23 protein-coding genes and 1 tRNA gene are annotated in these 26481 nt (G+C 70.9%); 7 read left to right on the top strand and 17 right to left on the bottom strand.

Going from position 1 to position 26481, the window contains the following annotated elements:
• The first annotated feature begins 2 nt into the window (after positions 1-2).
• Both ACTU3I_RS15815 and ACTU3I_RS15820 read left to right on the top strand, forming a co-directional pair.
• Positions 3-1247 carry a winged helix-turn-helix domain-containing protein gene (locus ACTU3I_RS15815; RefSeq protein ID WP_442926672.1) on the top strand — a complete coding sequence of 415 codons (1245 nt, stop codon included), beginning with the start codon at positions 3-5 and terminating at the stop codon, positions 1245-1247.
• Positions 1244-2152 (top strand): hypothetical protein, encoded by a 909-nt coding sequence (locus ACTU3I_RS15820; RefSeq protein ID WP_442926673.1) that lies wholly within the window; start codon positions 1244-1246, stop codon positions 2150-2152. Before ACTU3I_RS15815 ends, ACTU3I_RS15820 begins: the two co-directional genes overlap by 4 nt.
• A gap of 9 nt (positions 2153-2161) precedes the next feature.
• On the opposite strand, the gene ACTU3I_RS15825 is transcribed toward ACTU3I_RS15820, so the two are convergent.
• The 3 genes from ACTU3I_RS15825 to ACTU3I_RS15835 all read right to left on the bottom strand — a co-directional run bounded on the left by ACTU3I_RS15825 (position 2162) and on the right by ACTU3I_RS15835 (position 5340).
• Entirely contained in the window at positions 2162-2731 is a 570-nt protein-coding gene (locus ACTU3I_RS15825) for a LemA family protein (RefSeq protein WP_442926674.1), read from the bottom strand.
• A gap of 81 nt (positions 2732-2812) precedes the next feature.
• Entirely contained in the window at positions 2813-4126 is a 1314-nt protein-coding gene (locus ACTU3I_RS15830) for a D-arabinono-1,4-lactone oxidase (RefSeq protein WP_442926675.1), read from the bottom strand.
• Entirely contained in the window at positions 4123-5340 is a 1218-nt protein-coding gene (locus tag ACTU3I_RS15835; RefSeq protein ID WP_442926676.1) for an alanine racemase, read from the bottom strand. The genes ACTU3I_RS15830 and ACTU3I_RS15835 overlap by 4 nt, the downstream gene beginning before the upstream one ends.
• A gap of 129 nt (positions 5341-5469) precedes the next feature.
• Here ACTU3I_RS15835 and ACTU3I_RS15840 point away from each other — a divergent pair, with 129 nt between their 5' ends.
• Genes ACTU3I_RS15840 through ACTU3I_RS15850 form a run of 3 tightly spaced genes read left to right on the top strand, consistent with a single transcriptional unit; the run spans position 5470 to position 7054 of the window.
• Positions 5470-6063 carry a sulfite oxidase-like oxidoreductase gene (locus tag ACTU3I_RS15840; RefSeq protein WP_442926677.1) on the top strand — a complete coding sequence of 198 codons (594 nt, stop codon included), beginning with the start codon at positions 5470-5472 and terminating at the stop codon, positions 6061-6063.
• The gene (locus ACTU3I_RS15845; RefSeq protein WP_442926834.1) at positions 6060-6782 is read left to right on the top strand and encodes an FAD-binding oxidoreductase; all 723 of its coding nucleotides are present in this window, start codon (positions 6060-6062) and stop codon (positions 6780-6782) included. Before ACTU3I_RS15840 ends, ACTU3I_RS15845 begins: the two co-directional genes overlap by 4 nt.
• On the top strand, positions 6782-7054 hold the full coding sequence (locus tag ACTU3I_RS15850; RefSeq protein ID WP_442926678.1) for a DUF6510 family protein: 273 nt from the start codon (positions 6782-6784) through the stop codon (positions 7052-7054). The genes ACTU3I_RS15845 and ACTU3I_RS15850 overlap by 1 nt, the downstream gene beginning before the upstream one ends.
• Here ACTU3I_RS15850 and ACTU3I_RS15855 read toward each other — a convergent pair whose 3' ends face one another.
• The 12 genes from ACTU3I_RS15855 to nhaA all read right to left on the bottom strand — a co-directional run bounded on the left by ACTU3I_RS15855 (position 7055) and on the right by nhaA (position 17767).
• Entirely contained in the window at positions 7055-7597 is a 543-nt protein-coding gene (locus tag ACTU3I_RS15855; RefSeq protein WP_442926679.1) for a DUF6790 family protein, read from the bottom strand.
• 179 nt (positions 7598-7776) lie between these two features.
• Positions 7777-7849 (bottom strand) — tRNA-Leu (locus ACTU3I_RS15860).
• A 25-nt stretch (positions 7850-7874) separates the two neighbouring features.
• Complete coding sequence (locus tag ACTU3I_RS15865) at positions 7875-9278, bottom strand: NAD(P)/FAD-dependent oxidoreductase (RefSeq protein WP_442926835.1); 1404 nt, start codon at positions 9276-9278, stop codon at positions 7875-7877.
• A gap of 26 nt (positions 9279-9304) precedes the next feature.
• The gene (locus tag ACTU3I_RS15870; protein WP_442926680.1) at positions 9305-10576 is read right to left on the bottom strand and encodes a S8 family serine peptidase; all 1272 of its coding nucleotides are present in this window, start codon (positions 10574-10576) and stop codon (positions 9305-9307) included.
• Positions 10573-11091 (bottom strand): DUF501 domain-containing protein, encoded by a 519-nt coding sequence (locus tag ACTU3I_RS15875; RefSeq protein WP_442926681.1) that lies wholly within the window; start codon positions 11089-11091, stop codon positions 10573-10575. The genes ACTU3I_RS15870 and ACTU3I_RS15875 overlap by 4 nt, the downstream gene beginning before the upstream one ends.
• A gap of 12 nt (positions 11092-11103) precedes the next feature.
• On the bottom strand, positions 11104-11589 hold the full coding sequence (locus ACTU3I_RS15880; RefSeq protein ID WP_442926682.1) for an FtsB family cell division protein: 486 nt from the start codon (positions 11587-11589) through the stop codon (positions 11104-11106).
• Between the two features lie 23 nt (positions 11590-11612).
• Positions 11613-12893 (bottom strand): phosphopyruvate hydratase, encoded by a 1281-nt coding sequence (gene eno / locus ACTU3I_RS15885; protein WP_442926683.1) that lies wholly within the window; start codon positions 12891-12893, stop codon positions 11613-11615.
• A gap of 80 nt (positions 12894-12973) precedes the next feature.
• Complete coding sequence (locus tag ACTU3I_RS15890) at positions 12974-13654, bottom strand: O-methyltransferase (RefSeq protein ID WP_442926684.1); 681 nt, start codon at positions 13652-13654, stop codon at positions 12974-12976.
• Between the two features lie 31 nt (positions 13655-13685).
• Positions 13686-14513: an SGNH/GDSL hydrolase family protein gene (locus ACTU3I_RS15895; protein WP_442926836.1), complete on the bottom strand. Its 828-nt coding sequence runs from the start codon at positions 14511-14513 to the stop codon at positions 13686-13688.
• Positions 14514-14596: 83 nt separating this feature from the next.
• Complete coding sequence (locus ACTU3I_RS15900; protein WP_442926837.1) at positions 14597-15874, bottom strand: histidine--tRNA ligase; 1278 nt, start codon at positions 15872-15874, stop codon at positions 14597-14599.
• A gap of 31 nt (positions 15875-15905) precedes the next feature.
• The gene (locus ACTU3I_RS15905; RefSeq protein ID WP_442926685.1) at positions 15906-16658 is read right to left on the bottom strand and encodes a MazG family protein; all 753 of its coding nucleotides are present in this window, start codon (positions 16656-16658) and stop codon (positions 15906-15908) included.
• Positions 16622-17767, bottom strand: a complete 1146-nt coding sequence (gene nhaA, locus ACTU3I_RS15910; RefSeq protein ID WP_442926686.1) for a Na+/H+ antiporter NhaA — start codon at positions 17765-17767, stop codon at positions 16622-16624. Before nhaA ends, ACTU3I_RS15905 begins: the two co-directional genes overlap by 37 nt.
• A 127-nt stretch (positions 17768-17894) precedes the next feature.
• Here nhaA and ACTU3I_RS15915 point away from each other — a divergent pair, with 127 nt between their 5' ends.
• Positions 17895-20564: a phosphoenolpyruvate carboxylase gene (locus tag ACTU3I_RS15915; protein ID WP_442926687.1), complete on the top strand. Its 2670-nt coding sequence runs from the start codon at positions 17895-17897 to the stop codon at positions 20562-20564.
• A 130-nt stretch (positions 20565-20694) separates the two neighbouring features.
• Here the strand turns inward: ACTU3I_RS15915 and ACTU3I_RS15920 are convergent, their stop codons facing one another.
• Positions 20695-21294, bottom strand: a complete 600-nt coding sequence (locus tag ACTU3I_RS15920; RefSeq protein WP_442926688.1) for a gamma carbonic anhydrase family protein — start codon at positions 21292-21294, stop codon at positions 20695-20697.
• 139 nt (positions 21295-21433) lie between these two features.
• Between ACTU3I_RS15920 and gdhA the strand changes: the two genes are divergently transcribed.
• Positions 21434-22792 carry an NADP-specific glutamate dehydrogenase gene (gene gdhA, locus ACTU3I_RS15925; protein ID WP_442926689.1) on the top strand — a complete coding sequence of 453 codons (1359 nt, stop codon included), beginning with the start codon at positions 21434-21436 and terminating at the stop codon, positions 22790-22792.
• On the opposite strand, the gene mfd is transcribed toward gdhA, so the two are convergent.
• On the bottom strand, positions 22785-26384 hold the full coding sequence (mfd, locus tag ACTU3I_RS15930; RefSeq protein WP_442926690.1) for a transcription-repair coupling factor: 3600 nt from the start codon (positions 26382-26384) through the stop codon (positions 22785-22787). The two genes, gdhA and mfd, sit on opposite strands and share 8 nt — an antisense overlap.
• Positions 26385-26481 lie beyond the last annotated feature (97 nt).

Genomic DNA, 26481 nt, shown 5'->3' on the forward strand with positions numbered 1-26481 from the left:
GGGTGAGATCGACCCTCAGCGCCGGCGAGGCGCGGCGCATCGCGGTTGCCGCGCAGGGCTTCGCCAAGCCGCGCCCCGACGTGGCCGGCACGCGGCAGTTGAACGGCGCTCTCACCCGAATGGCGACCCTGCAGATCGACTCCGTCAACGTCTTCGCGCGCTCTCATTATTTGCCCCTGTTCTCCCGCGTCGGGGCCTATGACACCGCTGCGCTGGACCGGCTGCTGTTCGCCCGGCGCGCGCCCTACGTCGAATACTGGGCGCACGTCGCCTCTCTCATCGCCGCGACGGATTGGCGGCTGTTCGACTTTCGGATGCAGGAGCTCCGCGCCAAGTACCTCACGGCCGACGACTCCTGGGGGCAGGCACACGCCGACACGTTGGCGTGGGTGCGCAGCGAGCTGGCCGAGCGCGGCCCGTCGCGCCCGGCAGAACTGGAGGGGGACCTCGCCCGCGGCCGCCGCGGCGGGTGGTGGGAGTGGAGCGACGTCAAACGCGCCCTGGAGCTGATGTGGCTGAGCGGCGAGGTGGCGATCGCCGGACGCCGAGGGTTCGAGCGCCGGTACGCCCTGGCCGAGCACGTCGTGTCCGCCGAGGTGCTCGCCTCCCCCGCGCCGCGCGCCGAGGCGGTTCGCGAGCTCGTGCGGCGCGCTTCCCGCGCGTACGGTGTGGCAACCGCCTCTGATCTCGCCGACTACTGGCGTATCCGCGACCGCCGGGCGATTCTGGCCGCGGTGGCCGATCTCGTCGCATCCGGCGAGCTCGTGCCCGTCACCGTCGAGGGGTGGCAGGTCGGCGGAAGGCCGGCGCCGGCCTGGATGCACCGCGAGGCCGTCCTCCCCCGCGCCGTCGATGCCGCGGCTCTGCTCACGCCGTTCGATCCGCTCGTGTGGTTCCGCGATCGCGCGCAGCGCCTGTTCGACTTCGAGTACCGCATCGAGATCTACACTCCCGGCCCGCAGCGGAAGTACGGCTACTACTCGCTCCCCGTTCTCCTCGGCGATGACGTCGTCGCTCGCGTCGATCTGAAGGCCGACCGGGCCGCGGGCACGCTGCGGGTGCAGTCGGCCTGGTGGGAGCACGACCGTCCCGCCTCGGCGCCGGAGTCCCTCGCGGCCGAGCTGCGCCGTGCCGCCGACTGGCAGGGCCTGGAAACCGTGTCTGTCTCGCGGTGGGGCGACGCCGTCGACGATCTGGCCGCTGCCCTCCCCTCCGCGACGCGCCACGAACACGACAGCGCAGCATGAGGCGGCGGACGAAGATCGCCGCCGTGATCGGCGGCGTCGTGGTCGCCGCAGCGGCGACGGTGGCGGTGTGGGCGCTCACGCGCCCGATCGGCCCCGAGGAGGCGGCGCGCGCTTACCTGGCGGCGCTCGAAAGCGGCGACGCCGCCGCTGTGCGCGACCTGATCGACGGCGGTGACGGCGAGCACGCGGATGCCGTGACCGCGTTCGAGGATGCGGCGGAGAATCTCGACGGGGCCCGACTCGACGACATCAGCGTCTCCGGCGACACGGCGAGCGCCCGCGCCCATGCCGAACTGGCGGGCTCCCGGCGCGAGGTGTTCTTCGGCCTGGACCGCGCCGACGGTCGATGGCTGGTGTCCCACGACTTCCTCGCCGTCGTGGAGGTGACCCCGACGGTGGGCGAGGCCATCCGCGTCGGGGAGACCGTCCTGCCCGCCGACGAGGTCTTCCTGCTTCCCGCCGTGTACGAGATCGCCGGGGCGCCGAAGGGGCTCGTCGACGGCGTCGTCACCGTGGCGCTGAGCAATGACGAGCCGGCGTCGGCGACGCTGGACAGCACCCTCAGCGCGGAGGCGCTGGCGCGGGCGCAAGCGGAGCTGGACTCCTATGCGCGCGCGTGCACGGCGCCCGCCGTGACAGTCCCCGAGGCGTGCGGCCTGCGCATCCCATGGCCCGCCGACCTCGCCACCGCATCCGGCTTCCGCTACCGCGTGGAGCGGATGCCGACGGTGTGCGTCTCCGCCGACGCCCGGACCTTCGTCGCCGACGGCGGGGTCGTGATCGCCACCGTCACCGGGCTCACGCGTGCCGGCGCGCCCGCGTCCTTCACCTACCGCTCGGACGACTGGACCCTGCGCGGATCGGTCGCCCTGACACGGGATTCGCTGACTCTCGCCGTGAACTGACCCGCCCCGTCAGAACTGCACGCGCGGGGGCTCCGAGATGGCCGCGCCGTCGACGACCTCGAAGAAGTCGCGCTCGGAGAACCCGAGATTCCGGGCGAAGAGGTTGTTCGGGAAGACCTTGATCTTCGTGTTGAGCTCGCGCACTCCGCCGTTATAGAAGCGGCGCGAGGCCTGGATCTTGTCCTCGGTGTCGACGATCGACTGCTGAAGTTGCAGGAAGTTCTGGCTGGCCTGCAACTGCGGGTACGCCTCGGCGACCGCGAAGATCGACTTCAGCGCCTGCTGCATGTGCCCCTCGGCCACGCCCGCTTCGGCCGGCCCCTCCGCGGACAGTGTCTCCGCCCGCGCGCGCGTGACGTTCTCGAACACGGCTTTCTCGTGCGCGGCGTACCCCTTCACCGTCTCGATGAGGTTCGGCAACAGATCGGCACGCCGTTTGAGCTGCACCGTGATGTCGCTCCACGCCTCGTCGACGCGCACATTCAGCTGCACGAGCGAGTTGTACGTCGCCCAGAGGTAGATGCCGCCGATCACGATGATGGCGACAACGATGAGGACAGGAATGAGCCATTCCCACATGTCCGGGTCTCCGTTCGACGATTTCCCTCATCCTAACCGGGGGTTTCCCGACGGCTAAGGCAGACGGGCATCTCCCAGTTCTTACTCACCCAGGACGCGGTCGAGGTAGGCGTTGGCGAACACCCGCCGCGGATCCAGGCGATCGCGCAGCGACACGAAGTCGTCGAACCGCGGATACCGCGTTCGCAGGGCCGCCGCATCCAGGCTGTGCTCCTTGCCCCAGTGCGGCCTGCCGTCGAAGCTCGCCAGCACCTCCTCCACCGCCGTGAAATACTCCGCCGGATTCTCGCGCCAGTAGCGGTGCACCGCGATGTAGCCGGTGTCCCTTGCGGATGCGGTCGACATCCATCGATCGTCGCCCGCAGCGACGCGCACCTCGAGCGGGAACGAGATATGCCACCGGCGCTCGGCGATGAGGTCGCGCACGGCCCGGAAGGCCGACATCAGGTGTTCCGCAGGGACGGCGTACTCCATCTCGCGGAATCGCACGGCACGCCGCTGGGTGAACACGCGCGCAGAGGCGTCGGTGTAGGTGCGGTTCCCGAACGCGCGTCCCGCGATCGCGTTGATCGGCCGGACCAGCGGCGGGACGACCGCACACGCTGCGCACGTCACGCGATACACGGTGTTGTTGAGGAGCGTCTCATCCACCCAGCGCCGCACCGGCGGGATCGGGCGGCGCACGGCGCTCTCGGGCAGCCGGGTGTTCGCCTTCGTCACGGCGACCTCGGTGCCGGGGAACCAGTAGAACTCGAGGTGATCGGTCGCGGCGATCCGCCGCTCCCAGTCCGCGAGGGTCTCCTCGAGGGGCTCTGGACTCTCGACCGCGGCGAGGAGGAAAGCCGGGACGCATTGCAGCGTCACCTCGACGATCACGCCGAGAGCACCCAGTCCGAGCGCCACGGCGGGAAGGAGGTCGGCGTCGTGTTCCTCGTCGACAGTGAGGAGCGAGCCGTCACCGGTGACGAGGGTCACGCCCACCACCTGCGTCGCGATGCCCCCGAACGTCGCGCCGGTGCCGTGCGTGCCCGTGCTGATCGCGCCGGCGATCGTCTGCCGATCGATGTCCCCGAGGTTGGTCATCGCCAGCCCGTAGGGCGCGAGGAGCCGGGGCACCTCCCACAGGAACGTCCCTGCGCGCAGCGTGACGCGGGAGCGCTCGCGGTCGACGGAGACGAGGCCCCGCAGATCGGACAGGTCGACGAGCACGTCGGGAGCCACCGCGATACCGGAGAAGCTGTGGCCCGCGCCGACGGCCTTCAGCCGGAGCGAGCGGGATGCGGCGGCGCTGACGGCGCGACGCACGGCGTCCGCGCTCCCCGGGCGCTCCACCCACCGCGGCCGCACCGACTCGCTGCGCCCCCAGTTGCGCCACACTCCGCCCGGGCGGGTCATAGGAACGTCTTGCCCTCGCCGCGGTAGGTCGGCACGTCACCGCGGAGCGCTCCGGCTTCCACGAGGTGATACCGATCGGTCCGCTCGGCGAGCTCGCCGCTCTTGGCGTGACGGAACCACACCCGATCGCCGACGGCGAGCTCCCGCGCGGCCGGTCCCTGAAGCGGAGTCTGCACCTCGCCGGCTCCCTCGCGGGCGAGGGTGCGCAGGCCCGTCGGCCACACCGGCAACGGCTGGCGCGACGCCACCGGAGGCCCGGAGGCGATCCATCCGCCGCCCAGCACGGTGGCGATGTCCGCGACCGGCTTGCGGACCACGTCGAGGCCGAACGCCGCCGCCGGCGCCGGCGTGAACGCACGGTAGCCGTCGAAGAGGTGGCCGGCGAGCAGCCCGCTCCCGGCGGTCAGCTCCGTCACGGCGGACTCCCCCGCGGTGCGCTCGAGCGAGCCGGTGCCCCCGCCGTTCACCCACTCCAGATCGGAGACACCCCGCACGGCCGCCACGACGGCGGCGCGACGATCGGCCAGCTCGGCGACCGAGCGCCGCTGCATCCATCGCACGACGGCGTCACCCGAGCCCGTCGCATCACCCTGACCCGCGATCTGCGCCTCGTACATCATGAGTCCCACCAGGGAGAAGCCGCGACGAGCCACGATGCGCCGGGCCAGCTGCGACACCTCGGCCGGCTCGTGCACCGGTGACCGGCGCACGCCGATGTGCCCGAGCGGACCCCGCCACGACGCATCCGCGTCGATGGCGACTCGGATGGAGGGGCGCCCCTCCGGCGGGGCGACGGCGTCGACGATGTCGAGCTGGGCGATGTCGTCGACCATCAGCGTCACGCGTGCAGCGGCACGCTCGTCCGCCGCGAGCATGCGGAGCGCGTCGCGATCGACGGTGGGATACCCGAGCACGATGTCGTCGTGGTCTTCGGCGAGCCACAGGGCCTCGGCCAGGGTGAACGCGAGCACCCCGCGGTAGCCGGGAAGGGCGAGCACGGCGTCGAGCACGGCACGGACCCGCACTGACTTGCTCGCGACGCGGATCGGGACGCCGCCGGCGCGCACCAGCATGTCGGCGGCGTTGTGCCTGAGCGCTTCGACCCCGATCACCGCGACCGCGCCGGGAAGGTCGGCCGTCGCCGTGGTCAGCGCCCGCCAGTACGCCGGTCCTGCGTCGGCCGATGCCGGCCCGGCCAGCAGATCGAGGGTCACCGGATGCTCTCGGGGGCACGCATGCCGTCAGCCTAGCGGCGGGCCGGTGACGATGCGGGTCTGCTGCACGGGGCGTCTTTCCCCTACGCTGAGGCCACGATGTGGTCCCGATCGATCCCGGGGGTTTCCATGGCGGTGTTCTCACGCGGATTCGGCGCGCGTCGTCGGGAATCGGATCCGAACCTTCCCCCCGGCCAATACCTCACCGAGGATTTCCCCGTGCTCTCGGCGGGGCCGACGCCGCGGATCGACACCGACGAGTGGGCCTTCAGCATCCGCACCGAGAAGGGCTCCACGGTCTCGTGGTCGTGGAACGAGTTCCAGGCACTGCCGATCGAGGACGTCTCCACCGACATCCACTGCGTGACGCGCTGGTCGAAGCTCGGCACCTCGTGGCGCGGCGTGTCGCTGGACACGCTGCTGGCGGACGTGGACACCGACCTGGACTACGCGATGGTGCACTCCTACGGCGGGTACACCACCAATCTGCCGTTGGAAGACCTCACCGACGGGCAGGCGTGGGTGGCCTTCGAGTTCGACGGCGAGCCGCTCGATCCCGAGCACGGCGGTCCCGCACGGCTGCTGGTACCGCACCTGTACTTCTGGAAGAGCGCGAAGTGGGTACGGGGGCTGGTGATGCAGGACCACGACGATCCCGGTTTCTGGGAGCAGAACGGCTATCACCTGCACGGCGACCCGTGGCGCGAGGAGCGCTATTGGTGATCGTGCGCGGCTGGGCGCCGGCGCGGGTCGCCGACGTGATCCCGGCCACCCCGACCGCGCGGGTGCTGCGCGTGGCCGTTCCGGGTTGGCCCGGGAACCTCCCCGGCCAGCATCTCGACCTGCGCCTGACGGCCGAGGACGGATACCAGGCCGTGCGCTCGTACTCGATCGCGTCGTCCGGCCCCGGGGAGACGGTCGAGCTCGCCGTCGACGAGGTGCCCGACGGCGAGGTGTCCTCGTATCTCGTGCGCGACGTGCAGCCGGGCGACGAGCTCGAGGTCAAGGGACCCCTCGGCGGGTACTTCGTGTGGCGGGATGACGACCCGTCGGCCGTGCAGCTGATCGCGGGCGGGTCGGGGATCGTGCCGCTGCTGGCGATGGCCCGCGCCCGTGCCCGCGCCGCATCCGTCGCCCCCTTCCGGCTGCTGTACTCGGTCCGCTCCCCCGCCGACGCCCTCTACCGCGACGAGGTGGCGGCGCTGGATGCGGCGGGCGTCGCGCTGACGTGGGCGTACACGCGATCGGCGCCCGAGGGATGGGACGGCCGAGTGGGGCGGCTCACCGAGGAGACGCTCCGGGCGGCGGCGTTCGCTCCGCAGGAGCGCCCCGCGGTGTTCGTGTGCGGACCGACGGGATTCGTCGAGACCGTGGCATCTGCGCTCGTCGCGCTCGGGCACGACCCGGGACGCGTACGCACGGAGAGATTCGGAGGAGCCTGATGAGCACGCACAACACTCCCGTCTCGCGCGTCGACGGCAACGCGCTGGCCGGAATGCTCGCCGACGTGCTCACTGTCGACGCCACGACGGTCACCGTGACGTGTGGATTCTGCGGCGACGCCGCAGTGCTCGCCGAGACCGTCGTTGAGCGGGAACCGGCATCGGCCATCGTGCGCTGCCGGGACTGCACCCACACGATCTTGACGGTCACCGATCTGCCCGACGCGCTTGTGCTGCGCGTGGGCTCCGTCGAACTGCGCTTCCCGCGGTAGTCAGCGCACCTCTGGCTCCACCGCGCGACGTCGCTCCTGAGACGCCAGGACCAGCAGAACGATGCCGACCACCGGCAGCAGGATGTCGGTGTAAAGGATCGGACCGGCATTGGAGAACGCGAAGTCGTCGTTGGCGATGCTCTGGTAGATATGGCCGCCTGCCGCGCCCCAGAGGAATACCGCCGGGGCGATCAGTGCGAGCACTTTCGCCAGCATCCCCGTGCGTCTCGGGAAGGCGATCACCCCGACGATGCCGATACCCAGGCTGGCGAAGGCCAGTTCGAGCTGAAACGGCGACTGCGCCCATCCGATCGTCTGGGCGGTGAAGTCGCCGAACACGCTGTGCATGATGAAGTTATAGACGAACGAGATGCCGAGTCCCCACAGAGTGAACCAGTCCAGCAGCGTCTGCCAAGGATCGTGCACCCCGCGCCGTCGGTGCACGGCCGACGTGATGAGCCCGATGATCAGGCCGATCACGGCGAACGTCATGAGCGAATCGCCAATCACCACCCATAGCACGCCCGAGATGATCGATTCCATGCCGCCCCCTCCGACCGCCGATCGCGCGTATGACGCTCGGGCAGAACGCTATCGCCACGCGTGCCGAGCGGGAGGGTCCGCCACGCCGCGCGAGCGGGGACGGTTCAGGGGCCACGCTCGCCGTCGCCAGGCGGTCCTGGCCGATGTGATGCTCACACGCATCGGGCAGTGATCCGCGGTACCCCCGGTCGGACTCGAACCGACACTGAAGCGATTTTAAGTCGCCTGCCTCTGCCATTGGGCTACGGGGGCGGATGCTCCGCTCCCACCGTAGCGGTCAGCCCCCGGCAGCGACCTTCGGCACCTTCGGTTTCGTCGCTTTCGCGGCGGGCTTCTTCGCCTCGACGGAGGCGGGCTGCGGCGGCCGCGGGCGGGCCGCGAATTCCTCGAACACGTAGCGCGGCGTCTGGACGGCCTCGAGGTTCACGATGTCACGTCCGAGGAAGAAGTTCGCCACCCATCCGCCGACCACGCGAAGCTTGCGCTCCCACGTCGGCATGGCCAGGCCGTGGTAGCCACGGTGGGCGAACCAGGCGATGAGCCCCTTGAGCGCAAGGTTCCCCGACTGGAAGACACCGTTGTAAAGGCCCAGTCCGGCGACGGCGCCGAGATTCTTGTGGACGTACTCCTTCGGCTCCTCGCCCCGGAGCACGGCGACGATGTTCTTCGCCAGGAGCTTCCCCTGGCGCACCGCGTGCTGCGCGTTCGGCACGCAGTACCCGCCGACACCACCGCCGGTGAGGTCCGGGACGGCCGAGACGTCGCCCGCGGCCCAGGCGCCCGCCACGAATTCCTCGGCCGTTCCCACGCGCAGGTCGGGGCGGGTACGGATGCGCCCGCGCTCCTCGACCGGCAGGTCGCTGCCGCGCACCACGGTCGGGTTCGCCATCACCCCGGCGGTCCAGACGATGAGATCGCTGGGAATGGTCTCGCCGGTGGACAGCTCGATGTTGCCGCCGACGGCTCCGGTGACCTGCGTGTCGAGGTGCACGTAGGCGCCGCGCTTGGCGAGATCCCTCAGGACCCACTCGCTGGTCTTGAGGGACACCTCGGGCATGATGCGCCCCATCGCCTCGATGAGGTGGAAGTGCGTCTCGTCGAAAGACAGCGACGGGTACTTGTTCAGCAGCGACGAAGCGAACGAGCGGAGCTCTGCGAACACCTCGATGCCGGCGAAACCGCCGCCCACGACGACGACGGTCAGGAGGCGCTCGCGCTCCGGCCCGGGGGGCAGCACCGAGGCCTTGTCGAAGTTCGTGAGCAGCTGGTCGCGGATGTAAACGGCCTCTTCGATCGTCTTCAGTCCCACCGCATTGTCGGCGATGCCCGGAATCGGGAAGGTGCGCGAGACGGCGCCGGCGGTCACGACGATCTGGTCGTATTCCTGCTCCCACGGCTCGCCGGCGACGGGGGTGAGCGTGGCGACCTTGCGTGCGTGATCGATGCCCGTGACCTTGGCCGCGAGCACCGACGTACGCTCGAGGTGACGACGGAGGGCAACCACCGAGTGGCGGGCCTCGATCGACCCGGCGGCGACCTCGGGGAGGAACGGCTGGTACGTCATGTACGGCAGCGGGTCGACGATCGTGACTTCGGCCTCGCCGCGGCGGAGGAGCTTCTCGAGCTTCCACGCGGTGTAGAAACCCGCGTAGCCGCCGCCGACGATGAGAATTCGGGGCACGGTGGTGGTCACGGTGGGACGGGCTCCTAGGTGGATGGGCTACTCGGCGTGCGAGACTCGCGGGCCAATCGGATTCGCCTGGCAGCAGCGGTGAGGCCGAGCATCACCATTATAGCCGCCACCGTGGCGGCGGTCAGCGGGAGGGTGCCGAAGCGGAGCGTATCGGCGGACGGAAGAAGGGGACTTCCGGCCTCCGTGACGGCGTCTGCCGGCGGGAGAGCCTCGATCTCAACGGGGGCCGACGACGGCTGCGGCACCGGCACGGTGTCGGCGCGTCGGTACAACCGGATCCACTCGGCGAGGTCTCCCATCGGATTCGCGGTGACGGCGGAGACCTGCGCGTTCACCGCGCCCGCGGCGTCGACGAGGCCGTATCCGTACAGCAGGTCCTGTCCAGAACCGGCGCCCGGCGCGGGCTTGGCCGTGCGGATGATGCGGTTCAGCACATTGTTGGCGTCGAGGTCCGGATGCGCCGACCTCACCAGCGCGGCGATCCCGGCGACGATCGGGGCCGCCCCGCTGGTGCCGTTCCATTGCACGAGCGTGCCGTCCGCCGACACGCCGATGAGACGTTCGCTGGGCGCGGAGACACCGATCGTGATGCCCTGCGTGGAGGCCCCGACGCTGGCCACCCCGTCGGGGTCCACCCCGCCCACCGTCAGCACGCCGGGGATCGTGGCAGGTGCTCCGACGCGCGTGGTGCCGCTCCCCCGATTGCCGGCGGCCACGACGATGACGACATCGTGCGCGAACGCGTACGAGAACGCCTCGTCCCAGGACGGGTCCCACTCCAGCGTGTTCGTCGTCAACGACATGTTGATCACGCCGGCGCCGTGATCGACGGCCCAGTGGATCGCCTGGACGATCTGATCCTTCACCGGGACGACGGTGCCTTCGATGTCGATCGAGATCGACATCAGCTCGGCCTCCGGTGCGACCCCGATCATTCCGCGGCCGGGCGTGGTCCCCCGCGCGGCGGCCAGCGAGCTGACCCAACTGCCGTGGTTGCCGTTCCCGCCGCCGACGGGGCTCCGGCCGTCGGGGCTGCCGAGCCCCGACACATCGGTTCCGTCCACCACGCCGGCGAATTCGACGGGGTTGCGCCCGATCCCGGTGTCGATGACGGCGATCCGCACGCCCGCTCCGCGCGTGGTGTTCCAGGCCTCACGGATCCCGTACTGGTCGAGCCAGTACTCCCCCGCTCGCACGGGATCGGTCGGGTCGTCGGCAACCACCGCCGCACCGCTCAGCACGGCCGTGAGGGCGAGTGCCGCTGTCGCCGCGATGATCCGCCTCATCCGGCCGTCCCGGGGGAGGCGCACGCGCAGCGCGTGATCGACCAGCTCGACCGCGCCAGAGCGCGGTCGCCGATGGGGTTCACTCCGGGGCCGGCCGCCAGCGCGTGACCGGCGAGCGCATGCAGGCACTTCACGCGCGTCGGCATGCCGCCAGCGGATATCCCGGCGATCTCCTCCGGCTCGCCGTACGCGGCGCGATCGCGCAGATACGCCTCGTGGGCGCGGTGATAGGCCTCTCGAAGCTCTGCGTCGGCTTCGAGTTCGTCGGAGAGCTCACGCATGACGTGGTCGGCCTCGAGCGTCGACATCGCGGCGGTCGCACCGGGGTGAGTGAGGTAGTAGAACGTGGGGAAGGGCGAGCCGTCATCCAGGCGCGGCGCGGTCGCGACGACCACCGGGTTGCCGCAGATACAGCGGGCCGCGATCCCGACCACGCCGCGGGGCGAACGCCCGAGCTGCTCCCGGAGAACCGCCAGATCGGCATCGGTCGCGGAGGGCAAAGGAGGCGTGCTCATGACCGTGCCAGGCTACCCGCCCGGGCTGGGAGTCGCCGTCTGGGCGAGGCCGGCCGTGGCGACCGAGCGCACGAGCTGCGACATCCAATCGGTGCGGGTCTGTGCGACCTCGTCACTGACGGGCGCCTCCTCCTGCGGCTGCTGCGAGGCCGGCAGGTCGTTGTCGACGAGGTACACCACCTCACCGGGGCGCACGTAATACAGCCGCTCCCGCGCCTGCGTCGTGATGTACGCCGGGTCGCTCCACCGTTCCCGCTGCGACTCCAGCTCGGCGACCTGGTCTTCGCTGACCGTCACGGCCTGCTCGAGCGCGGCGATCTGCTGACGCTGATCGACGTAGGTGCCGACGGTGGGCACCAGCACGAACGCCGCCAGCACCACGAGGCCGAGCATGATGACCATGAAACCCGACAGGCGGATGCCGCCGAGCCAGCCGCGCACGTCGACGCGGTCGGGGCGGCCGGACGTGCGAGAGGGGGGAACCGTCGGTCTGGCCACGGTTCCCCCCTCTCGTCGAGCTGTTACGCGGTGTATCGCGGGAACGCCGAGCGGCCGGCGAATTCCGCCGCGTCGCCCAGTTCTTCCTCGATGCGCAGAAGCTGATTGTATTTCGCGACGCGCTCGCTGCGAGCGGGCGCGCCGGTCTTGATCTGACCGGCGTTGACCGCGACGGCGAGGTCGGCGATCGTGGTGTCCTCGGTCTCGCCGGAGCGGTGGGACAGCATCGAGGCGTAGCCCGAGCGCGTGGCGAGCGCGATGGCGTCCAGCGTCTCGGAGAGCGTGCCGATCTGGTTGACCTTCACCAGGAGCGCGTTGGCCACCCCCCGCTGGATGCCCTGTGCCAGGCGCGTCGGGTTGGTGACGAACAGATCATCGCCGACGAGCTGCACCTTCGAGCCGATGGCGTCGGTCAGCGACTTCCAGCCGTCCCAGTCGTCTTCGGCGAGCGCGTCTTCGATCGTGACGATCGGGTAGTTCGCGACGAGGTCGGTGAAGTATCCGATGAGGTCGTCGACGCTCCAGGGCTTGCCCTCGACGGTGTAGACGCCGTCGGAGTAGAACTCCGTCGCGGCGACGTCGAGTCCCACGGCGATGTCGCGACCGGGGGTGAAGCCAGCCTTCTCGATCGCGCGGACGAGGAAGTCCAGGCCCTCGCGGTTGCTGGGCAGATCGGGAGCGAAACCGCCCTCGTCGCCCAGACCCGTTGCGAACCCGGCCGCCTTCAGCTCGCCCTTGAGAACGTGATAGACCTCGGTTCCCCAGCGAAGCGACTCGCCGTAGGTGTCCGCGCCGATCGGCGCGAGGAAGAACTCCTGGAAATCGATGCCGTTGTCGGCGTGCTCGCCGCCGTTGATGACGTTGAACAGCGGCACGGGCAGCAGGTGCGCGTTCGGGCCGCCGAGGTACCGGAACAGCGGGAGGTCGGCGCTGTCGGCGGCCGCCTTGGCGACGGCCAGGCTCACGCCGAGGATCGCGTTCGCGCCCGTGCGCGACTTGTTCTCCGTGCCGTCGGTCTCGATGAGGATCTCGTCCACGATGCGCTGCTCGCTCGCCTCGACACCCTCGAGGGCCGGGCCGAGCTCGTCGACGACCGCGGCGACGGCCTTGAGCACGCCTTTGCCCCCGTAGCGCGACTTGTCGCCGTCGCGCAGTTCGTACGCTTCGAAGGCGCCCGTGGATGCGCCAGACGGGACTGCCGCCCGCTGGACGATGCCGTCGTCGAGGAGCACCTCCACCTCGACGGTCGGGTTGCCGCGCGAATCCAAGATCTCGCGTGCGTTGACGGCCTCGATAAGTGCCACGAAGGACTCCCTCGGTTGCTGGGTGTGAGGTGTGCGGAGCGTCGTCGGTCCGCGTCGAGTCTAGTGAAGCGTGGTCGCGATCACAGGGCCGGATCGGTCACCAGCGCCACCGCGATCCCGTCCCAGCCCTTGCGGTCCAGTGTCTGCAGCGCGGTGGCGTCGAAGCGCGCGTCGGACGCGAGCATCTCGAGCCCGCGCCGCACACCCTGCACCTGCGCGCTGGTGCTGTCGGCCTCGGCGACGGCGCCCGAGCGCCCGATGTTGTCGATCACGACGACCGTGCCCGGTCGGCCCAGGCGCGCGGCCCAGTCGAGGTATACGGTGTTGGACTCCTTGTCGGCGTCGATGAAGACGAAGTCGAAGGGGTCGCCGCCGGCCAGAGCGGGAAGGAGGTCGGCGGCGATGCCCTGGAGGATCTCGACGCGATCGGCGACGCCGGCGCGTTCGAGGTTGCGTCGGGCGACCGCGGCGTGCGCGGGCTCGGCCTCGATCGTCACGACCGCACCGGTGGCCCCGACCGCCCGCGCGAGCCAGATCGTGGAGTAGCCGCCAAGGGTCCCGATCTCCAGCACCCGGCGGGCGCCGGCGATGCGTGCCAGAAGAGACAGCAGCTTGCCGTTGAGGGGTGCCACCTCGATGGCGGGGAGGCCTGCCGCAGCCTGGTCGGCGACCGCCTGGTCGAGGGCAGGGTCCGACCCGATGAGCGTGTCGGTGAGGTAGCGGTCGAGGGCGAGGGAGGACTCCGGCGTCAGTTCGGGCACCGCCTCAGCTAATCGGCGCCCGCTTCCGCCGTCAAGGCGTCGCTTCGCTGCGATATCCGGATGCTTCGCTGCCGACGGACGGAGTCCCCGCCGACAGAGCGGTGAGGATCGCCGGCAGCAGAGCCTCCGCCGTGCGCCGGTATCCGAGGGCGCTCGGATGGAACCGGTCGAGGCTGAACATCTCCTCCGGAGCCGCGGCGAAGAACGGGCCGACGGCTCGGCGCAGCGAGACCGCGAACGCGCCGAGCCGTTCGGCAGTCTGCGCCTGCGCGTCCGCGAGCGTCCGGGACATGCGCGAGCCGAGAGAGCGCAGCGGTTGCGGCACGGCGCGAAGCGCTCCGAGGTCGGGGCACGTGCCGACCACGACGGCGGCGCCCCTTTCTCGCAGTCGCGTGATGGCGGTGGCCAGGTGCGCCGTGGCGACGGCCACGGGGATCCGGTGCGTGACGTCGTTGCCTCCGACGACCACCACCGCGACATCCGGACGGTAGCCGTCGGGGAGCCCGTCGATCTGCGCGGCGAGCGCGGCGGACTCCGACCCGACGACGGCGGCGGTGCGCAGGCGCACCGGGCGCCGCGCCTGACGTCCGAGACCCTTGGCGAGCCGGGCGCCGAGCGTGTCCTTGCGCCTGTCCGCCCCGAGACCCGCCGCGATGGAGTCGCCCAGGATCAGCAGGTTCAGCGGCGTACCGCTTTCGCGTCGGCGCCACACCCGGTCGGCGTCCACCGCTGTCTCACCGAGCGGCTTGCCGATGCGCTGTCGCGCGAGTGCCGCCTGGCGCTGGAGCACGCTTCGTCCTCCGGCGAGGAGGAGTGCCGCCCCCGCGACCGCGCCGCTCACGACGAGGGGCACGCGCATCGCCCGAGCTGGCCGCTTCTGCACGCCCCGACTCCAGCGGGTCCAGGTGAACCCGCGGTGAATCACCGGCCGCGTGCTCGAGGTCAGTCGAGGGGGCGGACCTCCAGCGCGGCGGCATCCGCACCGGCGGACACCGTCGCGAACGAGGTGTAGCCGTCGGCCGCCGCCCGCTCCAGCAGAGCCTTGAGGTTCTTCGTGCGCTGCTCGAGGCGTACCCGCGTTCCCGAGGCGACCAGGGCCGCCTTGATCGCCACCAGCTCGGCCACGGGCATGTCGCGATCGTGCACGAGCACGATCGCTGCGGATGCCGCGTCTTCGCGTCCGGCGACCAGATCGGCGATGCGCTCGAACCCGATCGAGAAGCCGACGGCCGGGACGTCGGTGCCGAGGAAGCGCCCGATCATGCCGTCGTAGCGTCCCCCGCCGCCGAGCGAATACGGCACCGACGGGTGGGCGAGCTCGAAGATCGTGCCGGTGTAGTACCCCATCCCTCGCACGAGGAAGGGGTCGAAGACGAGCGGGAGGGGTCCGGAGCGTGCGGCGGCGACCGCCGCGGCGATGGCGACGAGCGAGTCCAGCGGCGCCGGCGTCGCCGCGGCGGGGAGGGCCTCGCGCATGGCGCCGATGTCGAGGGGGATCGACGCGGACGTCGACTCGACACCGTCGCGGTCGGTGAGGAGACCCCCGAGATAGTCGTCGATGCGTCCGACGACCGCGGCGTCGAGTCCGTTGTCGGCCAGTTCCTCGACGACGCCGGCGCGACCCTTCTTGTCGAGCTTGTCGAGCGTGATGAGCACGCCCGGGCGGGCGCCCGGGTCCACGCCGAAGGCGTCGAGCATCCAGTCCAGCACTCGCCGGTCGTTGATCCGGATGCTGCCGCCCTCCAGCCCCAGCGCGTCCACGGCGTCGAGGGTGGCGACGATGAGCTCGGCCTCGGCACGGGCGGTCGCGTCGCCGATGATGTCGATGTCGCACTGCACGAACTGGCGGTAGCGGCCCTTCTGCGGACGCTCGGCGCGCCACACCGGGGCGATCTGCACGGCACGGAACACCGCGGGCAGCTCGGCGCGGTGGCTGGCGTAGAAGCGGGCGAGCGGCACCGTGAGGTCGTAGCGGAGCCCGAGGTCGGTGAGCGCCGCCGGGTCGTCGGCGGCGGCGCGGACGGCGTCGGCATCGAGCCCGCGCTTGAGCACGTTGAAGGCGAGCTTCTCGTTGTCGCCGCCGATGCCGGCGTGCAGCCGCGCGTACTCCTCCATGACGGGGGTCTCGATCTCGTCGAACCCGTGCGCGCGGTAGCGCTCACGGATGACGGCGAGCACACGCTCGCGACGGGCCTTGTCGGCGGGCAGGAAGTCGCGCATGCCGCGCGGTGGGGTGACGGAGGGCACGGGACTATTGTTCCAGTCCGCGCGCGGCGGCTTCGGTCGAGCGGATGTCGGCCGTCAGCATCCGCAGCCGTTCGCGCAGCGCCCGCTCCGCGTCCCACCCGTTCCGCGCCGCGCCCGCGACGAGCTGGAGCAGCGCCTCGCCGAGTTCGGCTTCGCTGGTGAGTGCGTCGTCCCCGTCGCGCGACACGGCTGCCCGGACGACACGGACGACACCGCCGGGAATCTCGTCGGTGTCGCCGCGTCCCGCGGGAACGCCCACCTGCGCGGCCTTGCCCACGAGCTTCTGAGCGAGCGCGAGGGAGGGCATATGATCCGAGACGCCGTCGAGCACGCTTCGACGAGCGTGCTTCTCCGCCGCCTTGGCGGCGTTCCAGTGGACGAGAACCTCCTCCGGCGTCGTGGCGATTGCGTCGCCGAAGACGTGCGGATGCCGCCGGACCATCTTCTCCGTGAGCCCGCGCGCGACGTCGTCGATGTCGAAGGGGTCGTCGAGGTCGCGGGAGGCGATCTCGGCGTGGAAGAGCACCTGCCACAGCAGATCGCCGAGCTCCTCCCGCAGCTCGGCGCGCGATCCCGCCTCGACAGCGTCGATCACCTCAGCGCTCTCCTCCACGAGGTACGGCACCAGGTCGCGGTGATCGATCTGCTGCGTCCACACGCACCGGTCACGGACCGTCCGCATCGTCAGCGCCGCCTCTCGGAGAGGGTCGGGGCCGTCGCCTACGTCGTCGCGCGAGCCGTTCGCCGGTAGTGCCATGCCCGCCACGATACGAGGAGTGCGGCCAGGACGAGCGACGACACGGAGCCGGCGAGAACGCCCAGCGTCGCCTGGTCGCGAAGCTCGGGCGAACCGCCGAACGCCAGTTCCGAGAGCAGGAGCGAGACGGTGAACCCGATCCCACCCAGGGCGCCCGCGGCCAGCACGTCGGCGACCGGCAGCCGGACACCGGTGCCGGCCACACGCTGCGCGATCCACCCGAACAGAGTGATGCCGATGATCTTCCCCACGGGGAGCGCCACCAGGACGCCCCAGTACGCGGGCGAGAGCTGCGTCGGGGAGACGGCTGGCACGACCACCAGCGCCGCGGCGAACGCGAACAGAGGCAGCACGACACCGTTGACCCACGGCTCCAGCAGGTGGCGCATCCGGAGGGCAGGCTGCTGGGCCATCACCAGCCCCAACCCCACGCCGGCGATCGTCGCATGCACGCCCGAGAGATAGACCAGCACCCAGGTCGTCAGAGCCAGGAGCACCAGCACGATGACGCGTGGCCCGTCGCGGCCCTCGCCGAGACGGCGACTGACCAGGGCGAAGACGAGCACGGCGACGACCGCGGCCACGAGAAGGAGCACGTTCACCTCCTGCGTGAAGAGCACGGCGATGAAGACGATCCCCACGATGTCGTCGAGGATCGCCAGCGCCAGGAGGAAAACGCGCACTGCCGGCGGCAGGCCCCGGCCGAAGACGGCGAGGACGCCCAGGGCGAAGGCGATGTCGGTCGCGGTGGGGATCGGCCATCCCCGTGCGCTGTCGGAACCTGCCGCGAAGAACAGGAAGATGCCGATCGGCACCACCACCCCGCCAGCGGCGGCGATCGCCGGTTGAAGGGCCCGGCGCGCCGAGTTCAGCTGACCGTTCGTCAACTCGTACTGCAGTTCCACGGCGACGACGAAGAAGAACACCGCCAGCAGACCGTCCGCGATCCAGTGGTCGACGGACAGCTCGAACACCCCTGGGATGCCGATGGGGAAGTGTGAGATCTCCTCGACCAGCGGTCCGGCCGGCGAGTTGGCGATGAAGAGGCCGAGAGCTGCGGCGGTCAGCAGCACGAGAGCGGGGAAACGAGCGGATCGCAGGAGAGACATGGCACCTTCGGGGTCGTCGGACAGACGCCGACCAGACTTCCCGGCACACCCGGGACACAGCCTACGGTGTCACGCCGCCGCATCCGGTGTGGCGAGGGAAGCCGGCGCGCGCCGATAGTTTGTCTGGGTGCAGGAATTCACTCAGACAGAGGCGCTCGACCTCGTCGGACGCTTCGAAGCCGGGCAGGAACTCCCCGAGAAGATGCGCGCGGATGTCCGCCTCCTCGGGGCGCTCCTGGGCCGCGTCCTGCAGGAGAGCGGCTCCCCCGGACTCTACGAAGACGTCGAGCGCCTCCGCACCGCGACGATCCACGCGTACACCGACGAGACCGCCGAGGCGTTCGCACGAGCGGCCCGCATCGCCGACGGGTTCACGATCGCCCGCGCCGACGAGGTCGCGCGGGCGTTCACGTGCTACTTCCACCTGGTGAACCTCGCCGAGGAGCACCAGCGGGTGCGGACGCTGCGCGAGCGGGAGGGCCGCCCCGGTTCGCAGGATGCGACGGACTCGATCGCGGCAGCTTTCTCCCGCTTGGCCGACGAGGTCGGGCACGACACCGCCCTCGCCCGCCTGCAAGGTCTGCGCTTCCACCCCGTCTTCACCGCTCACCCCACCGAGGCGCGTCGTCGGGCCGTGTCGTCCAGCATCCGTCGCCTGTCCGAGCTGCTTGACGAGTACGACGCGTCGGAGCGTGCCGGAACCGCCCAGCGGCGGGCCGAGCGCCGCATGCTCGAGGAGATCGACGTGCTGTGGCGCACCGCGCCGCTGCGCGCCGAGAAGCCGTCGCCCACCGACGAGGTGCGGGCGGTGATGGCGGTGTTCGACGAGACGCTCTACACCGCCGTGCCGCACGTGTACCGCCGGGTCGACGATGCGCTTCAGGAGGAGGGTCGCGGCGCGCGGCCTCCGCTGGTGCGCCCCTTCGTACGCGTCGGCTCGTGGGTGGGCGGCGACCGCGACGGCAACCCGTTCGTCACCGCCACAGTGACCCGTAAGGCCGCGGCGATCGCGAGCGACCACGTTCTCCGCGGACTCGAGCGCACGGCGCTGCGGATCGGGCGCGGGTTGACCCTCGACGCCGCCTCCACTCCCCCGAGCAGAGCACTGGTGTCGCTGTGGCAGCGTCTGCGCGCCGCGGACGAGGAGGCAGCCGCCGAGATCGCCCAACGGTCGCCGGACGAACAGCACCGCCGCATCCTGCTGCTTCTCGCGAGGAAGATCGCCGCGACCCGCACGCGCGACGCCGACCTCGCCTACCGCGACCCGGAGCATCTGCGAGACGACCTGCGGATCGTGCAGGACTCGCTCGCATCCGCCGGCGCGGCCCGGCAGGCCTACGGGCACCTGCAGCAGCTTCTCTGGCAGGTCGAGACCTACGGATTCCACCTCGCCGAGCTCGAGGTGCGCCAGCATTCGGCCGTGCACGCCGCCGTGCTTGCGGAGCTCGACGCGGGCACCAGCAGCGAGCGCGCCGAGGAGGTGCTGGAGGTGTTCCGGGCGATCGCGTTCATCCAGGAGCGCTTCGGCCCGCGTGCGGCGGGGCGCTACATCGTCTCCTTCACCCAGTCCGCCGACGACCTCGCCGCTGTCCATCGCCTCGCGAGGTACGCCGTCGGCGAGGACGGCACACCCCCCGTCCTCGACGTGATCCCCCTGTTCGAGACGTTCGCCGACCTGCGGGCGGCGCCGGGGATCCTCGCGGAGATCGTCGATCATCCCGACTTCGCCGCCCGCCTGGATGCCACCGGGCGGCGCCTCGAGGTGATGCTGGGGTACTCCGACTCCTCGAAGGACGTCGGCCCCGTCGCGGCGAACCTCGCCCTGTACGAGGCGCAGGCGGAGATCGCCGCGTGGGCGCAGCGCGTGGGCATCGAGCTGACGCTGTTCCACGGCCGGGGCGGGGCGCTCGGGCGCGGCGGCGGACCGGCGAACTCCGCCATCCTCGCCCAGCCGCCCCACTCGGTCGACGGACGATTCAAACTCACCGAACAGGGCGAGGTGATCTTCGCCCGGTACGCAGATCCCGCCATCGCGATGCGCCACATCGATCAGGTCGGCGCGGCGATCCTCCTGGCCTCCTCGCCCTCCAACGAGGAGCGCAACAGATCAGCCGCCGAGCGCTACGCCGACGTCGCGGCGACCATGGACACCGCCTCCCGCGAGCGCTTCTTCTCGCTCGTGAAGGCGCCAGGGTTCGCGCCGTGGTTCGCGCGGGTCACGCCCATGGAGGAGATCGGCGCCCTCGCGCTCGGCTCCCGCCCGGCGCGACGGGGCCTCTCGGTCGAGTCGCTCGCCGACCTCCGTGCCATCCCCTGGGTGTTCGCGTGGACGCAGGCGCGCATCAACCTCGCCGGCTGGTTCGGGCTCGGCACCGCGCTGGATGCCGTGGGCGACGAGGAGCGCCTGCGCGCGGGCTATCGGGAGTGGCCGCTCCTTCGCACCCTCATCGACAATGTCGCGATGAGCCTGGCGAAGGCCGACGAGCGGATCGCACGCCACTACCTCGACCTCGGCGACCGCGACGACCTCGCCGATCTCGTGATGGCCGAGATGCGTCTCACCCGGGAGTGGACCATCCGTGTGACCGGCGGAGACGAACTGCTCGCGACGAAGCCGGTGCTGCAGCGCGCGGTGAAGATGCGAAGCCCCTATGTCGACGCCCTGTCGCTCCTGCAGTTGCGCGCGCTGCGAGCTCTGCGGGATGCCGATGCGAAGGCCCCGCGCGACGCCGAACACGAGCGGCTGCTGCTCCTGTCGGTGAGCGGCGTGGCGGCGGGCCTTCAGAACACCGGCTGAGCGGTCGCGCTCGGTGCCCCACCGCCCGCCCTTACCGTGCACAACTCCTCACGATCGGCCCGTAACCCCGCTCCCCGGGCCCGTGCGCCACGAATCTTGAGGAGTTGTGTCCACCGGGCCGGCCGGAGGGTCAGTCGACGCGGCGATCGTCGGCGTGCCGCGCGAGCGAGCGCCCGTATCGCTCGGTGAGCTGCACCAGAAGGTCGGGGGTCTCGCGGTCGAGACCGAAGACGTATCCGGGGAAGTCGAGCTCCCGCTGGGCTGCCCAGATCTCCTCCTGCCGGTCGGGCGAGAGAATCTGCAGCGGATCGCCGACGGCGACCCAGCCGATCGGCACGACGCTGTCACGAGGAAGCGTCGTCCGCAGATGGACGACGGCGTTGATGCGCACCTCGCTCCGGGCCCCCACGCGCGCGCCGTTGAACACGCGCGTCCCCGTCGCGAGGAACACCTCCTCCTCGATCGTCGCGCCCGAGACGCTCGCCATCGGACCGACCAGCACGTGATCGGCGATGTGCACGGGGTTGGTCGACGTCGCCCGCACGAGCGCGTTCTCCATCACGATCACCGAGGACCCCAGCGTCACCGGCCCGCCTTCGGACGTGATCACCGCGCCGTGCAGGATCTGGCAGTCGGCGCCGATCTCGACGTCGCCGCTGATCACGGCCGTCGACGCCACGACGGCATCCGGATGGATGCGGGGCGCTGCCCCGAGGTGCTCGAATCTCATGGGTCCTCCTCGACTGGCGCCAGCGTAGCGCGGTGTCCGCGCACGGCCGGAGCCGGGCATCCGCGCGCGTTAGGCTGAAAACTCCCGATCCCGTCGTGCGGCGCTCCGTCGCGCGCACCGGCAAGAGAGCTCCACCGCCGTGACCGATGCCTTCGCTGCCCTCCCGTCCGCCGTCCGTGGGACCTTCGACACCGTGCGGGCTCGTGACCCCCACGAGCCGGAGTTCCAGCAGGCTGTGCACGAGGTGCTCTCCGCGATCGTCCCGGTCCTGGAGCGCCATCCCGCCTTCGTCGAGGGCGGGATCGTCGAGCGCATCGTCGAACCCGAGCGCCAGATCGTCTTCCGGGTGCCGTGGGTCGATGACTCGGGACGGCTCCGGGTCAACCGCGGATTCCGCGTGCAGTTCTCGTCGGTCCTGGGCCCCTACAAGGGCGGACTGCGCTTCCATCCGACGGTCAACCTGTCGATCGTGAAGTTCCTGGGCTTCGAGCAGATCTTCAAGAACGCGCTCACCGGTCAAGGCATCGGCGGCGCGAAAGGCGGCAGCGACTTCGACCCGCACGGCAAGTCGGATGCCGAGGTCATGCGGTTCTGCCAGTCCTTCATGAGCGAGCTCTATCGTCACCTCGGCGAGCACACCGACGTGCCCGCCGGCGACATCGGCGTCGGTGCGCGCGAGATCGGGTTCCTGTTCGGGCAGTACCGCAAGATCACGAACCGCCACGAGTCGGGGATGTTCACCGGCAAGGGCGTGCAATGGGGCGGCGCCGAGGTGCGCACCGAGGCGACCGGATACGGCGCGGTGTTCTTCGTCGAGAACATGCTCGCCGTGCACGGCGAGTCCCTCGACGGGCGGCGGGTAGCCGTCTCCGGCTCCGGCAATGTCGCCACCTACGCGATCGACAAGGTGCGGCAGCTGGGCGGGATCCCCGTCACCGCATCCGATTCCTCCGGCTACATCGTCGATGACGCCGGCATCGACGTCGACCTCCTCCGCGAGGTGAAGGAGGTGCAGCGCGCCCGCATCTCGGAGTACGTGACGCGGCGACGCTCCGCCCGGTTCGTCGAGGGGGCGCGCCCGTGGGCCGTGCCGGTGGACATCGCCCTCCCGTCGGCCACGCAGAACGAACTCGACGAGCAGGATGCGGCGGCGCTCATCGCGAGCGGCGTGCGCGCGGTCGCCGAGGGGGCCAACATGCCCTCCACTCCGGCCGCTGTCGCGGCGTTCCGGGACGCGGGCGTCCTCTTCGGGCCCGGCAAAGCCGCCAACGCCGGCGGTGTCGCGACGTCGGCGCTGGAGATGAGTCAGAACGCGTCACGCCAGCGGTGGAGCTTCGCCGACAGCGAAGACAAGCTGCGCTCGATCATGGGCGACGTGCACGACGCGGCGTTCCGTGCCGCAGAACGCTACGGCCACCCCGGAGACTACGTCGTCGGGGCCAATGCGGCAGGGTTCGAGCGCGTCGCGCACGCGATGCTCGCGCAGGGGGTCATCTAGCCGCGGCGGCCTCGGTCGCCGCCTCGGCATCCGCCACGGGCGCGGGCCACAGCTGGTCGAGCAGCTGCGCCACCCACGCGATCAGCTCCGCGTCGGAGTCGACAGCGGGTAGCGGCACGACCAGCGCGTCGCCGCCGGCGACGACCTTGGCCTTCGGATGCAGCCGCTGCAGGCGCACCCGCATCGAATCGGGCAGGTTCGCCGGCGCGACCCGCAGATTCGGTCCCATGGCCACCACGTCCGCAAGGCCCGCACGGGCCGCCCGCCGGCGCAGGCGCGCTACCGCGATGAGGCCTTCGACCTCGCGTGGCGGTTCGCCGTAGCGGTCGGTGAGCTCTTCGACCACGGCGTCGATGGCGTCGTCCTTCGCCGTCGCGGATGCCGCGGCGGAGAGCTTCTGGTAGGCCTCCAGCCGCAGGCGCTCGCTGTCGATGTACGACTCCGGAAGCCGCGCGTCCACGGGAAGCTCCAGACGCAGCTCCGCCGGCCCCTCCGCCTCCTCGCCGCGGAAGGTCGCCACGGCCTCCCCGATCATGCGCAGATAGAGGTCGAATCCGACGCCGGCGATGTGCCCGGCCTGCTCGGCGCCGAGGAGGTTGCCCGCGCCTCGCAGCTCGAGGTCCTTCAGCGCCACCTGCATCCCGCTTCCGAGGTCGTTGTTCACCGCGATCGTCTCCAGGCGATCGGCGGCCGTCTCCGACAGCGGCTTGTTCTCGTCGTACAGGAAGTAGGCGTAGGCCCGCTCGCGCGCCCGGCCGACGCGCCCGCGCAGCTGATGCAGCTGCGAGAGCCCGTACTTGTCGGCGCGGTCGATGATGATCGTGTTCGCGTTGGAGATGTCGAGCCCGGTCTCCACGATCGTGGTGCACACCAGCACGTCGGCGCGCCGCTCCCAGAAGTCGTCGACGACGTGCTCGAGCGCGTTCTCCCCCATCTGGCCGTGCGCCACGGCGATGCGGGCCTCGGGGACCAGCTCCGCCAGCTGCGCGGCGACGCGCTGGATGGACGACACCCGGTTGTGCACGAAGAACACTTGCCCCTCGCGCAGGAGCTCGCGACGGATGGCGGCGGCGATCTGCTTGTCGTTGCGCGGCCCGACGTAGGAGAGGATCGGGTGCCGGTCCTCGGGCGGGGTCTGCAGGGTCGACATCTCTCGGATGCCGGTGACGGCCATCTCCAGCGTCCGCGGAATGGGCGTCGCGCTCATCGCGAGGATGTCGACGTTCGTCTTGAGCTTCTTCAGCGAGTCCTTGTGCTCGACCCCGAAGCGCTGCTCTTCGTCGATGATCATGAGCCCGAGGTCCTTGAACGCCACCTTCTCGGTCAGGATGCGGTGCGTGCCGATGACCATGTCGACCGTGCCGTCCGCGACGCCGGCGAGCGTCTCGCGCGCCTCCTTGTCGGTCTGGAACCGCGACAGGGGGCGCACCTGCACCGGGAAGCCGGCGAAACGCTCGGCGAAGGTGTCGAGGTGCTGCTTGACCAGTAGCGTCGTCGGCACGAGCATGGCGACCTGCTTGCCGTCCTGGATGGCCTTGAACGCCGCGCGCACCGCGACCTCGGTCTTGCCGAAGCCGACGTCGCCGGAGAGCAACCGGTCCATCGGGATCGGCTTCTCCATGTCGGCCTTGATCTCGTCGATGGTCTGCAGCTGATCCGGGGTCTCGGCGAACGGGAACGCCTCTTCCAGCTCCCGCTGCCACGGCGTGTCGGGGCCGAAGGCATGGCCTCTCGACGCCATCCGCGCCGAGTAGAGCTTCACGAGCTCGACGGCGATGTCGCGCACCGCCTTGCGCGCCCGGCCCTTGGCCTGCGCCCAGTCACTGCCGCCCATCTTGGACAGCGTGGGCGCTTCCCCGCCCACGTACTTCGAGAGCAGATCGAGCTGATCAGTGGGCACGAACAGCTTGTCGCCGGGATAGCCGCGCTTGGAGGGCGCGTACTCCAGCACGACGTACTCGCGCGTCGTCTTGACGGGGTTGCGTCCGCCACTGGAGACCTCGCGCTGGGCGAGCTCGGTGAACTTCCCGATGCCGTGCGTGGCGTGCACGACGAAGTCGCCGGGCTTGAGCTGCAGCGGATCGACGACGTTGCGCCGCCGCGAGGCGAGCTTCTTCACGACGCGCGAATCGCCGCCGATGGTGCGCCCGTAGAACTCGGTCTCGGTCAGCACGGCGAGCCGGACCTCGGGAAGCTGGAACCCGCGCTCCAGCGGCGCGATCACCAGGTGCACGACGCCGCCTTCCGGCGCGTCGGGAAGATCGTCCTCGCGCCTCGCGGCGATGCCGCGGTCGGCGAGGACGTCCCGCGCACGGTCGACGAGTCCGGCGCCGGATGCGGCGACCACGACGCTCCATCCCTCGGCGACGAGCGCTCCGACGTGCGCCGTGGCTCCCTCGACGTTCCCCTGGAACGACGGCACGGCATCGGCGCGGATGCGGACGACGGCGTCGTCGCCGACGTCCAGGCCCTCCGCCGACGCGTCAGCAGCTCCGGAGTCGAACGAGGACAGGGTCCACCACACGCTGTCGCGCTCATGGGCGGCGTCGCGCAGCTCGGCCAGAGTGAGGAAGTCGCCGGCTCCCAGGTCGATCGGCATGTGCGCGCCGGCGGTCGCCGCCGACCACGCCGCATCCAGGAACTCGCGGTTGGTCTCCCCCAGCGTGGCCGCCCGCGTGGCGGCGCGCTCGGGATCGACGAGAGCGACGGCCGACTCCGCCGGGAAGAACCCGACGAGCGGCGTGAGGCCGTCGACGAGGACCGGAAGGAGTGATTCCATGCCCTCGACGGGGATGCCCTCGGCCATCCGCTCGAGCATCGACCGCAGGCCGGGGAGCTCGTCACGCAGCCCTGCAGCGCGCGCCCGGACGTCGTCGGTGAGCAGGAGCTCGCGGCTGGGGACGAGCGACACCGCCGGGACGTCGCCGGGCAGCGAGCGCTGATCGGCGACGGAGAAGGCGCGGATGGCGTCGATCTCGTCGCCGAAGAACTCCACGCGGAAGGGGTGGTCGGCCGTCGGCGGGAAGACGTCGAGGATGCCGCCGCGAACGGCGAACTCGCCGCGGCGCGACACCATGTCCACGCGGTGGTATGCCAGCTCGACCAGTCGCACCGCGACCCGCTCCAGGTCGTAGCCGCGTCCTCCGACGGACAGCTCGATGGGCTCGGCTTCACCGAGTCCCCGAGCGATCGGCTGCAGGGCGCTGCGCACCGACGCGGTGATGACGAGCGGGTGCTCGCCGCGCCAGGTGGCGAGCTCGCGCAGCACCGCGATGCGACGGCCCACGGTCTCGGCGCTCGGGCTGAGGCGCTCGTGCGGGAGGGTCTCCCACGCCGGGAAGTGCAGTACGCGCGCGTCGGGGAGCACGGCCGACACCGCCGGCCCGATGCTCTCCGCGCGCCGCCCGGTCGGGGCGACGATCAGCAGCGCGGCGGGCTTGCCGCCCGCCTGGCGGCGGGCCACGAGGCCTGCGAGCACCGCCGCGTCGACACCGTCGACGGCAGACAGGTCCACGTCGGCGATCGCCAGCGACGCCGCATCCTGGAACGACTCAGCCTGCTCGAGGGCGCGCACGATCCCGGGAACTGTCACCGAACGAGTCTACGTGCGGCGTCGGACACCACGGCCCGGTGGACCGCTTGGGAGGCCCGCTCTAGACTGAGGCGCTCATCGCCGGAACAGCGAAGGA

Origin of the sequence: Microbacterium sp. RD1, assembly GCF_052220165.1 — a bacterium.
Classification (GTDB): domain Bacteria; phylum Actinomycetota; class Actinomycetes; order Actinomycetales; family Microbacteriaceae; genus Microbacterium.

What these genes read in the sequence shown, in the direction of transcription:
- ACTU3I_RS15820 (WP_442926673.1), top strand. Translation starts at nt 1,244, where the DNA reads ATGAGGCGGCGGACGAAGATCGCCGCCGTGATCGGCGGCGTCGTGGTC.
- ACTU3I_RS15825 (WP_442926674.1), bottom strand. Translation starts at nt 2,731, where the DNA reads ATGTGGGAATGGCTCATTCCTGTCCTCATCGTTGTCGCCATCATCGTG.
- ACTU3I_RS15830 (WP_442926675.1), bottom strand. Translation starts at nt 4,126, where the DNA reads ATGACCCGCCCGGGCGGAGTGTGGCGCAACTGGGGGCGCAGCGAGTCG.
- ACTU3I_RS15840 (WP_442926677.1), top strand. Translation starts at nt 5,470, where the DNA reads ATGGCGGTGTTCTCACGCGGATTCGGCGCGCGTCGTCGGGAATCGGAT.
- ACTU3I_RS15850 (WP_442926678.1), top strand. Translation starts at nt 6,782, where the DNA reads ATGAGCACGCACAACACTCCCGTCTCGCGCGTCGACGGCAACGCGCTG.
- ACTU3I_RS15855 (WP_442926679.1), bottom strand. Translation starts at nt 7,597, where the DNA reads ATGGAATCGATCATCTCGGGCGTGCTATGGGTGGTGATTGGCGATTCG.
- ACTU3I_RS15870 (WP_442926680.1), bottom strand. Translation starts at nt 10,576, where the DNA reads ATGAGGCGGATCATCGCGGCGACAGCGGCACTCGCCCTCACGGCCGTG.
- ACTU3I_RS15875 (WP_442926681.1), bottom strand. Translation starts at nt 11,091, where the DNA reads ATGAGCACGCCTCCTTTGCCCTCCGCGACCGATGCCGATCTGGCGGTT.
- ACTU3I_RS15895 (WP_442926836.1), bottom strand. Translation starts at nt 14,513, where the DNA reads ATGCGCGTGCCCCTCGTCGTGAGCGGCGCGGTCGCGGGGGCGGCACTC.
- ACTU3I_RS15900 (WP_442926837.1), bottom strand. Translation starts at nt 15,874, where the DNA reads ATGCGCGACTTCCTGCCCGCCGACAAGGCCCGTCGCGAGCGTGTGCTC.
- ACTU3I_RS15905 (WP_442926685.1), bottom strand. Translation starts at nt 16,658, where the DNA reads ATGGCACTACCGGCGAACGGCTCGCGCGACGACGTAGGCGACGGCCCC.
- nhaA (WP_442926686.1), bottom strand. Translation starts at nt 17,767, where the DNA reads ATGTCTCTCCTGCGATCCGCTCGTTTCCCCGCTCTCGTGCTGCTGACC.
- ACTU3I_RS15920 (WP_442926688.1), bottom strand. Translation starts at nt 21,294, where the DNA reads ATGAGATTCGAGCACCTCGGGGCAGCGCCCCGCATCCATCCGGATGCC.